Source organism: Streptomyces syringium (assembly GCF_017876625.1).
GTDB classification, from domain to species: domain Bacteria; phylum Actinomycetota; class Actinomycetes; order Streptomycetales; family Streptomycetaceae; genus Streptomyces; species Streptomyces syringius.
This window is the reverse complement of the sequence record NZ_JAGIOH010000001.1, coordinates 5,337,847-5,352,274: the sequence shown is the minus strand read 5'-3', so window position 1 is coordinate 5,352,274 and position 14,428 is coordinate 5,337,847. Positions and strand designations below refer to the sequence as shown.

Annotated in this window: 9 protein-coding genes; 6 read left to right on the top strand and 3 right to left on the bottom strand. The window is 71.4% G+C overall.

Going from position 1 to position 14,428, the window contains the following annotated elements; all coding sequences use genetic code 11:
- Positions 1 to 183: 183 nt before the first annotated feature.
- Positions 184 to 2,571: a glycogen debranching protein GlgX gene (glgX, locus tag JO379_RS23985; protein ID WP_209516943.1), complete on the top strand. Its 2,388-nt coding sequence runs from the start codon at positions 184 to 186 to the stop codon at positions 2,569 to 2,571.
- Here the strand turns inward: glgX and JO379_RS23980 are convergent.
- Entirely contained in the window at positions 2,541 to 3,725 is a 1,185-nt protein-coding gene (locus JO379_RS23980) for a hypothetical protein (protein WP_209516940.1), read from the bottom strand. The two genes, glgX and JO379_RS23980, sit on opposite strands and share 31 nt — an antisense overlap.
- 190 nt (positions 3,726 to 3,915) lie before the next feature.
- On the opposite strand from JO379_RS23980, the gene JO379_RS23975 reads away from it, so the two are divergent.
- Positions 3,916 to 5,757, top strand: coding sequence for an ABC transporter ATP-binding protein (locus JO379_RS23975; protein ID WP_209516937.1), 1,842 nt, complete (start codon positions 3,916 to 3,918; stop codon positions 5,755 to 5,757).
- Complete coding sequence (locus JO379_RS23970; protein WP_130880018.1) at positions 5,754 to 7,607, top strand: ABC transporter ATP-binding protein; 1,854 nt, start codon at positions 5,754 to 5,756, stop codon at positions 7,605 to 7,607. The genes JO379_RS23975 and JO379_RS23970 overlap by 4 nt, the downstream gene beginning before the upstream one ends.
- A gap of 50 nt (positions 7,608 to 7,657) precedes the next feature.
- On the opposite strand, the gene JO379_RS23965 is transcribed toward JO379_RS23970, so the two are convergent.
- Together JO379_RS23965 and JO379_RS23960 are read right to left on the bottom strand one after the other, a co-directional pair.
- Positions 7,658 to 9,154: an alpha/beta hydrolase gene (locus JO379_RS23965; protein ID WP_209516934.1), complete on the bottom strand. Its 1,497-nt coding sequence runs from the start codon at positions 9,152 to 9,154 to the stop codon at positions 7,658 to 7,660.
- A 69-nt stretch (positions 9,155 to 9,223) separates the two neighbouring features.
- Entirely contained in the window at positions 9,224 to 9,370 is a 147-nt protein-coding gene (locus JO379_RS23960) for a hypothetical protein (RefSeq protein WP_209516931.1), read from the bottom strand.
- A gap of 219 nt (positions 9,371 to 9,589) precedes the next feature.
- Between JO379_RS23960 and JO379_RS23955 the strand changes: the two genes are divergently transcribed.
- The 3 genes from JO379_RS23955 (at position 9,590) to JO379_RS23945 (ending at position 14,406) form a co-directional block, all read left to right on the top strand.
- A complete protein-coding gene (locus JO379_RS23955) occupies positions 9,590 to 10,819 on the top strand; it encodes a sensor histidine kinase (RefSeq protein WP_209516928.1) in 1,230 nt (409 codons plus the stop codon).
- Positions 10,816 to 11,556, top strand: a complete 741-nt coding sequence (locus JO379_RS23950; protein WP_209516925.1) for a response regulator transcription factor — start codon at positions 10,816 to 10,818, stop codon at positions 11,554 to 11,556. The genes JO379_RS23955 and JO379_RS23950 overlap by 4 nt, the downstream gene beginning before the upstream one ends.
- Positions 11,557 to 12,138: 582 nt before the next feature.
- The gene (locus JO379_RS23945) at positions 12,139 to 14,406 is read left to right on the top strand and encodes a M4 family metallopeptidase (RefSeq protein ID WP_130880014.1); all 2,268 of its coding nucleotides are present in this window, start codon (positions 12,139 to 12,141) and stop codon (positions 14,404 to 14,406) included.
- Positions 14,407 to 14,428: the final 22 nt, after the last annotated feature.

The window sequence follows — 14,428 nt, the reverse complement described above, 5'->3', positions numbered from 1 at the left end:
GGCCCGACACCGTCGAGGGGACCGGGCGGGGCCGTATCCACCGGTGCACTCGTTTGCCGGTCCCGATCACGCGTGTGAGCACACCCGTGGATCTGGGCAGAACTGGGGGAAGGACGCGACCGCCGACGCCCGGCACGGGAGCCGGGTGCCCGGCGCGCCAGCCGAGCCGCCGGAGGCGAACACGTGTCGAGCGCACCCGAGCAAGAGGCGGAACAGGGCGAGAGCTTCACAGGCGGTCCAGGGCGTCCCGGCGCGGGGGCCGGGCCGGCCCCCGCCACGGCCGGGGCGAACGGCCACCGGCCGACGGCCTCGGCGCGCCCGCCCGCCGCCCCCGTCCGGCCGGGCAGTACCGAGCCGCTCGGGGCCCGCTTCACGGTGGGCGCGGACGGCGTGGCCGGGACGAACTTCGCCCTGTGGGCGGCCGGGGCGGAGGCGGTGGAGCTGTGCCTGTTCGATGACGAGGAAGCCGAAGAAGGGGCCGAGGGGACGACGGGGGCCGGCCCCGGCGGCGCCGTGCGCGAAACCCGCTGCCGGCTGACCGAGTTGACGCACGAGATCTGGCACGGCTTCGTCCCCGGCGTGCTGCCCGGCCGCCGCTACGGCTACCGCGTGCACGGCCGCTGGGACCCCTGGACGGGCGCCCGCTGGAACCCCTCGAAGCTGCTGCTCGACCCGTACGCGCGCGCGGTGGACGGCGACTTCTCCCTCCCTCCCGAGGTGTACGGGCACGTCCGCGACTGGCCGCAGCAGCACATCGCGGACACCGTGCGCGACGAGCGCGACTCGGCCCCGTACGTCCCCAAAGGGGTGGTCGTCGCCGACGATGACGACTGGGCGGACGACCACCGCCCCAAGACCCCCTGGCCCGACTCGGTCATCTACGAGCTGCACGTGCGCGGCTTCACCATGCGCCACCCCGGCATCCCGGAGCGGCTGCGCGGCACCTACGCCGGGCTGGCGCACCCGGCGGCCGTGGAGCACCTGGTCCGGCTCGGGGTGACGGCCGTGGAACTGCTGCCGGTGCACCAGTTCGCGCACGAGGACCACCTGTTACGGCGCGGCCTGCGTAATTACTGGGGCTACAACTCCATCGGCTACTTCGCGCCGCACGCCGCCTACGCCGCCTCGGGATCGCGTGGCCGGCAGGTCGGCGAGTTCAAGCGCATGGTGCGGGCCCTGCACGCGGCGGGCATCGAGGTCATCCTCGACGTCGTCTACAACCACACGGCCGAGGGCGGCGAGCTGGGCCCGACCCTGTCCCTGCGGGGCATCGACAACCGCGGCTACTACCGGCTGCAGGGCGACGCCCGCCGCTACACCGACTACACGGGGTGCGGGAACACCCTCCACGTGGTGCAGCCGAACGTCCTGCGGCTGATCACCGACTCGCTGCGCTACTGGGTCACGGAGATGGGCGTCGACGGCTTCCGCTTCGACCTGGCGGCGGCCCTGGCCCGGTCGATGCACGACGTCGACATGCTCTCCCCCTTCCTCGCGGTCATCGCCCAGGACCCCGTGCTGCGCCGCGTCAAACTGATCGCCGAGCCCTGGGACGTGGGCTCCGGCGGCTATCAGGTCGGCGCCTTCCCCCCGCTGTGGGCGGAGTGGAACGACCGCTACCGCGACGCGGTGCGCGACTTCTGGCGGGGTGCGCTGCCCGACGTCCGCGACCTCGGCTACCGGCTCTCCGGCTCCAGCGACCTCTACGCGTGGGGCGGCCGCCGCCCGTACGCCTCCGTCAACTTCATCACCGCGCACGACGGCTTCACCCTGCGGGACCTGGTCAGTTACGAGCAGAAACACAACGAGGCCAACGGCGAGGGCAACCGGGACGGCACAGGGGACAACCGGTCGTGGAACTGCGGCGCCGAGGGCGAGAGTGACGATCCGGCCGTCCGGTCGCTGCGCCAGCGGCAGTTACGCAACCTGCTGACCACGCTGCTGCTGTCCACCGGGGTGCCGATGCTGGTGGCGGGAGACGAGATGGGCCGCACCCAGCAGGGCAACAACAACGCCTACTGCCAGGACAACGCCACCAGTTGGATCGACTGGTCACTGCTGGACGACACGGCGGACCCGGGCTGGCGGGCCCTGACGGACCTCTGCTCCCGACTGCTCGCGCTGCGCCGCACCCATCCGGTGCTGCGCAGTCACGCCTTCTTCTCCGGCCGCCCGCAGAGCGCGGACGGTCTGCGGGACCTGGCCTGGTTCAGCCCGCGCGGCACGGAGATGACCGAGGCCGACTGGTACGCGCCGGCCCGCACCCTCGGCATGTACCTCTCCGGCCGGGACATCCCGCAGCGCGACCCGAAGGGCGACCCGGTCACGGACGACAGTTTCCTGGCCGTCCTGCACGGCGGCCACCGCCCGCAGCGTTTCACCCTTCCGGGTCCTCCTTGGGCGGACGCGTACGAGCTGCTGGTGGACACCTCACGGGAGGACCAGCGCACGGCACCGGGCACCCGCCGCAGGGCGGGCGCCCGGGTCACGGTGCCGCCCCGGACGGTACTGCTGCTGCGGGCGGTGCCACCGCGCGGTGATCAGGAAGCGGGCGCGGAGGTGCGGACGTAGCAGGTGTATTGGCCTCTGAGCCGGCTGTTGCTCTTGCCGCTGGCGCCGATGTGTCCAGTGAAGCGGGACCCGCCCGTGACCAGGTAGCGGCCTGCCGGGACGGCCTCCCGCACCCATGCCTCGGGGGCCTCGTGGAACTGGTCCCGGCACGATGCCACGGCGTCCTTCCTCGCCGCGCCCTCTTCCACGGCTCGCGAGCCCAGGATGCCCACGAGTGCCTGCCCGAACACGCGAAGATCGTGCTTCCGGGTGCAGGGCACCGTGCGGACCATCGCGGCCGAGGCGAGTCCGGGGGCGAACAGCGCGCAGTCACCCGGGGCCACTTCGCCGATCAGCGTCAGGGTCTTCGTGGCGTCCTCGACCGTGGAAGGGTCGGGCAACGTCCTGGTCGCCCTGCCGCCGTGACCCGACAGCTCGTACGTTGCCCGGACGCTCTGCACTCCCTCCACGTCCCGCATATGGGTGAGCAGCGGTGTCAGGTCCATCGTGGCCCGGGTCACCCGGCCCCGGGAGTCGAGCCGGATCTCCATGGGGAACATGCCGTTCTGTCCTTTGCCGGCTTCGCTGTTCCAGCCGTCCTTCATCTTCCCCAGGCCGCTGGGCAGGGCGGCGGCCGCGACGCCTCCGGGCACCACGGCCCGGTAGTCACGCCCGCCGTCCTCGCGCACCACGGGCCGGCCCTGCGGGCGCGCCGACGGGATCGCCTCGGCCAGAGTGTCGCCGAACGGTGCCGTCTCCCCTTCGAACCGCCTCAGCGAGCGCATCGCGTCAGCGACCGGGCCGACTCCCACGGGCCGGTAGTGGAGCCATACGGATCCGTCGCGGACGAGCACCTGGCGCGCCGTGATCGCGAACGTCTCCGTTCCGGGCGGGCCCAGCCGGTCGGCGACCCTCTCGGGGAAGTCGTCCGCAATACTCACGGTCCGTTCCGCGTAGGCGGTGCCCCTGCCGAAGTCCTGTTCGCCCCGGCTGGTTTCGACCAAGTCGCCTCCGGCGGATCCGACGACGACGGTCGAGGTGAAGCGGGCCAGGCCCGACTGCCGTGTCACGTCCCGGGCCTTGAGCAGCTGCATCGACTGCTCGGCGTCGAACACCGGGTGCGCCGGCTCGGGGGGCTTGTCACCGCCCGGCGTCCCGCAGGAGACAGCCCCCATCAATAAAGCAAGTAACGCCACCGCTCTTCGGCCACCACGGCCCCCACGACCATCACGCATCGCGCCCCACCCCTGAACTCGCTCTGAATTGCCTATGAATCGAACAACCCCCGACCACTACCACGAACTTGAGCCCTAGGTACGAACATCGGCTGGGCGTTGTCAGTGCGGAACCGTACGCTCGCCGGTGATGACTGAGACGACCACGCCCCCGGAGGCCCGCCCCCGGCGCTCCGCCGTGCGCTCGCTCTACCGCCTGTGGCCGTATGTGCGGCCGGTGCGGGGGCGGCTGGTCGGGGCGGCGCTCGTGGGGGTGCTGGCGTCGTGTCTGGGGCTGGTCATTCCGCTCGCGCTCAAGTGGATCGTGGACGGGCCGGTCGCCGATCGGGATCCGTCCGGGGTGTGGGTCGGCGGGGTGGTGCTGCTGGTGCTCGGCACCGCCGAGGCGGTGTTGTTCTGGGTGCGGCGGGTGTTGGTGGCGCGGCCCCTCGCACGGGTCGAGGCGGACATGCGGGCGGCGCTCTTCCGTCATCTGCAGCGGCTGCCCGTCGCCTTCCACGACCGCTGGTCCTCGGGGCAGCTGCTCTCGCGCGGCACGACCGATCTGATGCTGATGCGGATGTTCCTGGCGTTTCCGCTGACCTTCCTCCTGGTCAACGCGACGACGATCGTCGTGGGCTTCGCCATTCTGCTGGCGCAGCAGTGGACGCTGGGGCTGGTGCTGCTCGCCCCCGTGGCCCCGCTGGTCGTGCTGTGCTGGTTCTTCGAGGAGCGTTATTCCCTGGCCGCGCGCACCGCGCAGGACCAGGTGGGTGATGTGACCACGATCGTCGAGGAGAGCGTCCTCGGCATCCGCATCATCAAAGGGTTCGGTCAACACCGGGGGCAGGAGCGGGCCTTCGGTTCGCTGTCCGAGCGGCTGCGGACGACGGAGCTGCGCAAGGCGGGCCTGCTGGGGACGCTCTGGGCGTTGATCATGGTGTTGCCCGAGCTGGCGATCGGGGCGGCGCTCCTGCTCGGGGTGGTGCAGGTCGCGGACGGCGAGCTGTCGGCGGGCACGCTCGTGGCGTTCCTGTCCACGGCGCTGGCGCTGCGCTGGCCGGTCGAGTCGCTCGGCTTCCTGCTCGCGATGACCAATGAGACCGCGACGGCTTCGGACCGTTTCTTCGAGGTGATGGACGTCGCGGAGGCGGACCCCCGGCCGGTGACCCCGGCGGGGAAGCCGGAAGCGCAGGACCGCGGGCTGCGTCTCGAAGGCGTCGAATTCCGCTATCCCGACGCACCACCGGACGCCCCGCCCGTTCTCCGGGGGATCGATCTGCACATCCGGCCGGGCGAGACCATGGCTCTCGTCGGCACCACGGGCAGCGGCAAGACCACGCTGACCGCGCTGATCCCCCGGCTGCACGAGGCGACCGCCGGCCGCATCACCCTCGACGGCGAGGACATCACCGCGCTGCCCCGCCGGCGGCTGCGTGAGCTGGTCTCCGTCGCCTTCGAGGAGCCCACCCTCTTCTCCGCCTCCGTCGGCGAGAACGTCCTGATGGGTTCGGAGGGCGCGGACGAGTCCGATCTGAAGCGTGCGCTGGCCGTCGCCCAGGCCGACTTCGTGGACGCCCTCCCCGACGGGCACCGCACCCAGGTCGGTGAGCAGGGGCTCAGCCTCTCCGGCGGTCAGCGGCAGCGGCTGGCACTGGCCCGGGCGGTCGTCGGCAGCCCGCGCTTCCTCATCCTGGACGACCCGCTGTCGGCGCTCGACGTGCACACGGAGGCGGCGGTCGAGGCGGCGCTGCGCGAGGTGCTGGCGACCACGACGGCCCTCGTCGTCGCCCACCGCCCGTCGACGGTGCTGCTCGCCGATCGCGTCGCGCTGCTCTCGCGGGGCCGGATCGCGGCGGTCGGCACCCACCACGAACTTCTGCACGGCAACGAGGAGTACGCGTCGCTCATGTCCGGCCACGGGAGCTCCGACGACTCCGACGATTCCGACGACTTCGAGGACTACGCGCGGGACGGAGGCTCTCCGCGATGACCACCGATGTCTCCGGCCCACCGGCCGCCCAGCAGAAGGAGAAAGGGGACGAGCCCGCCGGCGACCCCTTCGACCGGGACGTCCTGCCCACCCCCAAGGGCGCCTCCCGCGCCCTGCTGCGCTCACTGCTCACCCCCGCCCGGGGCCGGGTGCGGATCGCCGTCGTCCTGCTGCTGCTCCAGCAGGCCGCGGTGCAGGCGGGCCCGCTGCTCGTCGCGTACGCCATCGACCACGGTGTGCCCGCCGTGCGCCGCCACGACTACGGCCCGCTCGTCGCCGTCGGCGCCGGATATGTGATCTGCGCGCTGGCCGCCGGGCTGTTGCAGCTCGCCTTCGTCCGGCTCGCGGCCCGCATCGGCCAGGGCGCCCTGCTGGACCTGCGCGGCCGGATCTTCCGGCACGCACAGACGCTCGGCGTCGACTTCCACGAGCGCTACACCTCCGGCCGGATCGTCTCCCGCGCCACCACCGACGTCGAGTCGATCCGCGAGCTGCTGAACGACGGCCTCCAGGAGCTGATCGGCGTCGCCCTGTCCGTGGTGTACGTCTCCGCGATGCTGCTCTACCTGGACTGGGGCCTGGGCGCCGCGGCGATGGTCTCCTTCGGCCCGCTGTATCTGTTCGTCCGCTCCTACCAGCGGCGCTCCCGGCGGGTGTACGGCAGGCGGTCCACGGCCATCGCGGCCGTCATCGTGAAGTTCAGCGAGACGATGAACGGCATCCGGCCGGTCCAGGCGTTCCGTCGCGAGCGGGTCAACGAGGCGGACTTCCGGCTGCTCAACGACCGCCATATGCGAGCCAACGGCGATGTGATGCTGGAGATGGCCCGCTATGTGGTCTCCGCGCGGCTGGCGGCCAACGCCTCGCTGGCCGCGATCGTGCTGTGGGGCGCCTACCGGGTGGCGGGCGGCGGGCTGGCGCTCGGGGTGCTCGCGGCGTCGGTGATGTATCTGCGGCGGCTGTACGACCCGATCGACCGGCTCGGGATGTTCCTCAACGCCTATCAGTCCGCGGCGGCCTCGCTGGAGAAGATCGCGGGGTTGCTCGCCCAGCGGCCCTCCGTGCCCGAGCCGGCCGCCCCCCGGCCCCTGCCGGAGCGCCCGTCCGGCCGGCCGGGCCGCGAGGTCCTCTTCGACGGGGTGCGCTTCGCGTACCGCACGGGCGGCGAGGTGCTGCCCCGCTTCGATCTCACCCTCGCCGCCGGGCGGACGGTGGCCGTGGTCGGCTCCACGGGCGCCGGAAAGTCCACACTCGCCAAGCTGCTCGCCCGCTTCTACGACCCCACCGACGGCCGTGTCCTGCTGGACGGAGTCCCCCTGCCCGAGCTGTCGGGTTCCGAGCTGCGCCGCGCGGTGGTCATGGTGACGCAGGAGGCCTTCCTGTTCTCCGGCACGGTGGCGGAGAACATCGCCATCGGCCGCCCGGGGGCCACCCGGGAGGACATCGAGCGCGCGGCGAGGGCCATCGGCGCCCACGACTTCATCACCGCGCTGCCGGACGGCTACGACACGGACGTCCGCAAGCGCGGCGGCCGTATCTCCGCCGGCCAGCGCCAACTGGTCGGCTTCGCACGGGCCTTGCTCGCCGACCCGGCGGTCCTCATCCTCGACGAGGCGACGTCCTCGCTGGACGTTCCCGGTGAGCGTGCGGTGCAGCGCGCGATGCGCACGGTGCTGCGCGGCCGTACGGCGGTGGTCATCGCGCACCGGCTGTCGACCGTGGAGATCGCGGACCGGGTCCTGGTGATGTCCGGCGGCCGGGTCGTGGAGGACGGCACCCCCGCCGAACTGATCGCCGGCACCGGCCGCTTCGCCGCGCTGCACCGCGCGTGGCGGGACAGCCTGGTCTGACGCGGCGCAGGTGGGTTCCACGTGGCCGAGGGACAGCGGACGGGCTCCTTCTACCCGGCCGACGCTCGGCAGGCCAGGTCCTCGGCCGGGAGCCTGCCCGTGGTCAGATAGGCCGTGGCGCTCTTGTCCGCACAGGATCCGGTGCCATAGACGCCATGCCCCTCCCCTCCGGCGACAGTGATCATCCGGGAGCCGCGCAGGGCCCGGTGCATGGCCTGGCCGCCGGCCAGGGGCGTTGCGGGGTCCCATTCGTTCTGCAGGATCAGTGCGCTGACCTCACTGTTCACGGAGGTCGCGGGCTCGCTGCCCGGCTTCCAGAAGGCACACGGCTTGATGTTGGACTCGAAGTCGCCGGACAGCGGATACCGGGCCTTGTCGCGGATCGCGTCGCGGCGGTACTGCTCGGGGTCGCTCGGCCACGTCGTGCGGGTGTCGGCGCAGAGGACAGCCCAGGCGCTCGCGGCTTCATTGTCCGAGGGGACGTCACGGGCGGACGCCGGCCGGAGGGGGCTCGGGACCTGCTCGGGAGTGCCGGACGGATCGGGCTTCCTGCCCTCGGCCGCCTTCTTCAGCTCGGCGACCCATGTGGCGGCTTTCTGAACGCGGGAGAACGTGGCGCGCTGAGCGCGGATGGTGTCACCGGTGAAGAGCGTCCCACCGTGGTCGATGGGTTTGCGGTCGGCCTGGGCGATGAGGTCCCGGAACGTCTTGCGGACCTCGGCCGGGGTACGGCCCAGTGCGTACGTCGTGTGTCGCCGGGCAGTCCATTCGGTCCATCGTGTGAAGGCGGGCTCGGCCCTCTCCGCCATCGCCTGGAACGTGCCCCGCCCGTACCGTACGGGGTCGGCCGCGCTGTCCAGCAGGAACCGGTCGGTTCGCCGGGGGAACATCTGCGCGTAGACGGCGCCGAGGTAGGTGCCGTAGGAGTACCCCAGGTAGGAGATCTTCTTCTCCCCCAGCACGGCACGGATGACGTCCATGTCGCGAGCGGTGTTGCGGGTGGTGAGGTGGCGCAGCCTGTCACCTTCCGCGGCCTGGCACTTGTCGGCCACCGTACGGGCCCACTTCACCTCCTTCGCGAAGGTCTCGGTCCTGTAGGGGCGCTCCAGGTCCTGTTCGTCGGCGGTCAGACCGCAGCTGACGGGCGAGCTCTGCCCGACGCCCCTCGGGTCGAACCCGATGAGGTCGTACTGTCTCTTCACGTCCCCGGGGAAGTCCGCTCCCAGGCCGACGGGCAGCTCCAGGCCCGGCCCGCCGGGGCCGCCGGGGTTGAGCAGCAGAACGCCACGACGTTCCTTCGCGCTGCTTGCCTTGAGCCGGGACACCGCGATGTCCGTCTTCTTGCCGCCGGGATCGCTGTAGTCCAGCGGCACCTCGAGAGTCGTGCACTGAAAGGTGGCGGGGGTCTTCGCATCGCAGCGCTGCCACCGCGGCGCCTGTTGCGTGTACTGCCGCAGAGGGTCCTTGGCCGCGGATGCCTCGGATGGCGAAGAGGCCATGACCGGTGTAAGTGCCGAAAGGAAAGTCGTCACGGCGCCGACGGCCATGAGAGAGGCAATGCGTGTGTTTCGCACAGTGATGCTCGTCCTTGCTGGAAAGAAGTCGCCCGTCGCCCGTCAATTGCCGGTGAGCTGCTGACGGACGCACTGCTTGTACTGCTGGAAACTGTCGGGCTGGTAGCACTCCTGCGTCTTGTTGGCATACCGGACGAAGAAGACGGCGACCAGGACGGACACCGCGATCGCGAGGGCCGACGTCACCACACCGGTGAGCGCCTTGCCCCGGCCGGGCCGTTGGCCGATGCCGTGTGATGCGACGGCATCTCTATTTCCTTGCGTGTTCATCAAACGTCCTCCGGTCGACCGATCAGGGCACGATCCTGGCTTTCGGCGTCGCGGATGCGCATCGCACGAAGGCGGGAAAAGGTGCTCCCTCGATCGGGGGAGGCCCTCGGTGAGCTGCCCGGTCATACTGGGGCGACCATGATCAGGGGACTCCGGCCGCTGCTGCGCGGCTCCACGTATTCGGGCATGCCGTTCGCCTATTGCGGCGCATTGGCGGGCCTTCCGCTGCTGCCTTTCGCCCTGCTGCCGGCACTGGCGTGGCCGTCCGCTCCCTATGGAGTGCAGGCCGTCGTGGTCCTCCTGGTCTGGGCAGCACTGATCGGCTCGGTCGGTCTTGCCCGCACCACGCGGCGGGCCCTGATCGCGGTCGCCCGACAGCTTCTGAGGGTGCCGCTGCCGGCCCCTGCCGCCGTGCCGTCCGGCACCGACCGTTGGCGGACTCCCCTCTGGCTGCTGCTGCACGTGGCACTGGGGTGGACGGGGGCGCTGACGAGCGGCGTGCTGGTCCTCATGGGGATCGCCCTCCCCGGGAACTGGCTCGACGCCGAAGCCGGGCTGAGTGTGTTCGGCCGGTCGCTGCGGTCCGACGGCGGATGGCGGAGCTGGGTGATGGCGCTCGGCTGCGTGCTGCTCGCGGCGGTCGTGTGCGTGCTGGTGACGAGCGTGCTGCGGTGGCTGGCACCGAGGCTCCTGGGTCCTTCGTCGGCCGAGCGGCTCGCGCTGATGGCCGAGCGGGAGCAGCGTCTGGCCGAACGCAACCGGCTGGCCCACGAGTTGCACGACTCGATCGGGCACACGCTGACGGCGGCCACGATCCAGGCCGCGGTGGCGGGTGAGGTGCTCTCCGCCGACCCGGTGGCGGCGCGGGCGGCCATGCGCAGCATCGAGGAGTCGACCCGGGCCGCGCTGGAGGACCTGGACTACGTGCTGGGCGCGCTGCGCGAGGAAGAGGCGGGGACAGCGCCGACCCGGACCCTGGCCGACCTGCCGGAGCTGCTGGACCGCTTGCGGCACGCGGGCGCGACCCTTGAGGTCGAGCAGTCCGGCGAGTCGGCGCAGGTGCAGGGGACGCTCTCCCGGGCCGCGTACCGGATCCTGCAGGAAGGGCTGACGAACGCGTTGCGGCACGGGACGGGCGGCCCGATCGGGGTCCGGGTGGCGGCCCTGCCGGACTGCCTCGAGCTCGGTGTGGTCAATGAGGCGGGCGCGGGCATGCGGACGGGCGCGGGTGTCTTCCGGACGTCGGGGCACGGCCTGCCCGGCCTTGCCGAGCGCGTGCGGCTGCTGCACGGTGAGATCGAGGTCGGCCCGGACGGGCCGCGGCACTGGCGGCTGGCGGTCCGGCTGCCGGTCCGGGTGTCGGCATGACCGGCTCCCACGCGAGCTCGGCCGTCACGACCGGCGCGGGCTCCGGCCCCGCCACCACCGGCCCTGCCGGTACCCCCGTCACCCTCCTGATCGCGGACGACGACGAGGTGACCCGCAGCGGTCTGCGCACCTTGCTCGCGGCTCAGCCGGGTATCGCGGTGGTCGGGGAGGCCGCCGACGGCGTGGAGGCGGTCGAGCAGGCACGGCGGCTGCGGCCGGACGTGGTCCTGATGGATGTGCGGATGCCGCGTCGCAACGGGATCGAGGCCACCCGGCAGCTGCTGGCCGAGCCGACCTGGCCGGACGGGCCGCCGAAGGTCGTGGTGATCACCACCTTCGAGAACGACGGCTATGTCACTGCCGCGCTCTCCGCGGGGGCCAGTGGGTTCGTGCTCAAGCGGCTGCCGGTACGGCAGATCGCGGAGGCGGTGCGGGTGGTGGCGGCGGGCGAGGCGATCCTCTTCCCGGCGGCACTGCGCCGGATGGTCGCCACCCGCCCGCTGGGCTCCGCCGAAGCGTTGCCGAAGGCGGCGCTGACGGGGCGGGAGGAGGAGGTGCTGCGGCTGATGGCCACCGGCCTGTCCAACCCGGAGATCGCGGATTCGCTCACGGTGAGCCTGGAGACGGCGAAGACACACGTCGGGAACGTGCTGACCAAGCTCGGCGCGCAGAACCGTACCCACGCCGTGGTGATCGCGTACGAGTCCGGTCTGGTGGTGCCGGGGTTCGCCGGCTGACACGCCGGACCGTGCGCCCCGCGTGCAACGCAACGCGGCGTTCATAGCACCGAAACACACCGCCCCCGGACCACCGAAGCGGAACCGCCCCACGACGGCAGCGAAAACGCGCCACCCGTGCACCGCGGCAACCTCCGGACGGCCATGGCCGGTTCGCACACCTGGACGGAATGCGGTCCGGGATGTTTACCGACGGTGATCAAGGGGTCCGGTGCCGATCAGGCGGAGCGGCGGCCGACCGGCATCCGCCCGCTATCCGGACCGCGGTCTTTTCTCAACGGACGGATTTTGGCCAACTTGGTTCCACAGTCCTGACACGTACATGCCTGCGATGGCACTCTTCCCTCCACTGACGCACGGCTTCCCCACAGCCTCTCGGCCTCGCGTCGGCCTTCCGTACATCCGCCTGCCCCCACACCCCCGTTCCCCGCGGCCACCGCCCGCTCGCCCCCACGGCGCCGGGCGGCCGCCTCGGCGTACGGAGACGTTCCACGTGTTCCGCCTCGCTCTGCCCGGTCGGCCACTTGGGCCGCCCGGTCACCCCCGGCCACGCCCACCGTGGCCACCGCAGAAGGAGCCAGCGTGAGACCCACCCCCCATCGACGCGCCGTCGCGACCGGCGCGCTCGTCGCCGTCACGGCGATGCTCGCCGTCGGAGTACAGACCGGTTCCGCCAACGCCCGCACGGACGACGCGGGTTCGGGACCGAAGATCCTCGCCAAGGCCGACCCCGGCGCCCTGCCGGTCAAGCTGTCGCCGTCGCAGCGTGCGGAGCTGATACGCGACGCGAACGAGACCAAGGCGACGACCGCGAAGTCCCTCGGCCTCGGCGCCAAGGAGAAGCTGGTCGTCCGCGACGTCACCAAGGACGCCGACGGCACGACCCACACCCGGTACGAGCGCACCTACGACGGCCTGCCCGTGCTCGGCGGCGACCTCGTGGTCGACGCGGCCAAGGGCGGCAAGCTCAAGACCGTCGCCAAGGCCACCAAGGCGCGGGTGACCGTCGCCACGACCTCCGCGTCCTTCGCCGCCTCCACCGCCGAGAAGGACGCCGTCAAGGCGGCCAAGGCGCAGGGCTCGAAGGCCACCAAGGCCGACCGGGCGCCGCGCAAGGTGATCTGGGCCGCGAACGGCAAGCCCGTCCTCGCCTACGAGACGGTCGTCGGCGGTCTCCAGCACGACGGCACGCCCAACGAGCTGCACGTCATCAGCGACGCGAAGACCGGCAAGAAGCTCTTCCAGTTCCAGGGCGTCCAGCAGGGCACCGGCAACAGCCAGTACAGCGGCAAGGTCACCATCGGCACCTCCGGCTCGTACCAGCTGAACGACACGACGCGCGGCGGCCACAAGACGTACAACCTGAACAAGGGCACGTCCGGCACCGGCACGCTGTTCACGGACACCGACGACGTCTGGGGCAACGGCACCACCACCGACCCGGCCACCGCGGGCGTGGACGCGCACTACGGCGCCCAGCTCACCTGGGACTACTACAAGAACGTGCACGGCCGCAACGGCATCAAGGGCGACGGCGTGGGCGCGTACAGCCGGGTCCACTACGGCAACAACTACGTCAACGCCTTCTGGTCCGACGCCTGCTTCTGCATGACCTACGGCGACGGCAGCGGCAACGCCAAGCCGCTCACCTCGATCGACGTGGCCGCGCACGAGATGACGCACGGCGTCACCTCGAACACCGCCAAGCTCGTCTACAGCGGTGAGTCCGGCGGTCTGAACGAGGCCACCTCCGACATCTTCGCCGCGGCCGTCGAGTTCTGGGCCAACAACCCCCAGGACGTCGGCGACTACCTGGTCGGCGAGAAGATCGACATCCGGGGCAACGGCACCCCGCTGCGCTACATGGACAAGCCCAGCAAGGACGGCCAGTCCAAGGACGCGTGGTACTCGGGCATCGGCGGCATCGACGTGCACTACTCGTCGGGCCCGGCCAACCACTGGTTCTACCTGGCCTCCGAGGGCAACGGACAGAAGGAGATCAACGGGGTCAAGTACGACTCCCCGACCTCCGACGGTCTGCCGGTGACCCCGATCGGCCGGGACAACGCCGCGAAGATCTGGTTCAAGGCACTGTCGCAGCGCATGCAGTCCAACACCAACTACGCGGGCGCCCGGGACGCGACGCTGTGGGCCGCCGGTGAGCTGTTCGGCGTCGGCAGCGAGACGTACAACAACACCGCCAACGCCTGGGCCGCCATCAACGTCGGCCCCCGGGTCTCCACCGGTGTCTCGGTCACCAGCCCCGGCGACCAGGTGAGCGTGCTGAACCAGGCCGTCTCCCTCCAGGTCAAGGCCACCGGCTCCGGCGCGCTGAACTACACCGCCACCGGGCTCCCGGCCGGCCTGTCGATCAACGCGTCCACCGGTCTGATCTCCGGCACCGTCACCACCGCCGGCACCAGCAACGTGACCGTGACGGTCAAGGACGCCAACGGCAAGACGGGCACCGCCACCTTCAAGTGGACGGTCAACACCTCGGGTGACGGCAACGTCTTCGAGAACACCACCGACGTGGCCATCCCGGACGCCGGTGACGCCGTGACCTCACCGGTCCTCGTGACCCGCAGCGGCAACGCCCCGACCGCCCTCAAGGTGGACGTCAACATCAAGCACACCTACCGCGGTGACCTCCAGATCGACCTGGTCGCCCCCGACGGCACGGCCTACCGGCTGAAGAACAGCGACGCCTGGGACTCCGCCGCGGACGTCGTCGCCTCCTACACCGTCAACGCCTCCGGCAAGGCGGCCTCCGGCACCTGGAAGCTGAAGGTCCAGGACGTCTACTCCGCCGACGACGGGCACATCGACAGCTGGAAGCTCACGTTCTGAGACCGTGATCCACGGCCGCCCG

Excerpts from the sequence above, each read along its gene's own strand:
- JO379_RS23980 (WP_209516940.1), bottom strand. The coding sequence starts at position 3,725 with ATGGGGGCTGTCTCCTGCGGGACGCCGGGCGGTGACAAGCCCCCCGAG.
- JO379_RS23975 (WP_209516937.1), top strand. The coding sequence starts at position 3,916 with ATGACTGAGACGACCACGCCCCCGGAGGCCCGCCCCCGGCGCTCCGCC.
- JO379_RS23970 (WP_130880018.1), top strand. The coding sequence starts at position 5,754 with ATGACCACCGATGTCTCCGGCCCACCGGCCGCCCAGCAGAAGGAGAAA.
- JO379_RS23965 (WP_209516934.1), bottom strand. The coding sequence starts at position 9,154 with ATGGCCGTCGGCGCCGTGACGACTTTCCTTTCGGCACTTACACCGGTC.
- JO379_RS23955 (WP_209516928.1), top strand. The coding sequence starts at position 9,590 with ATGATCAGGGGACTCCGGCCGCTGCTGCGCGGCTCCACGTATTCGGGC.
- JO379_RS23950 (WP_209516925.1), top strand. The coding sequence starts at position 10,816 with ATGACCGGCTCCCACGCGAGCTCGGCCGTCACGACCGGCGCGGGCTCC.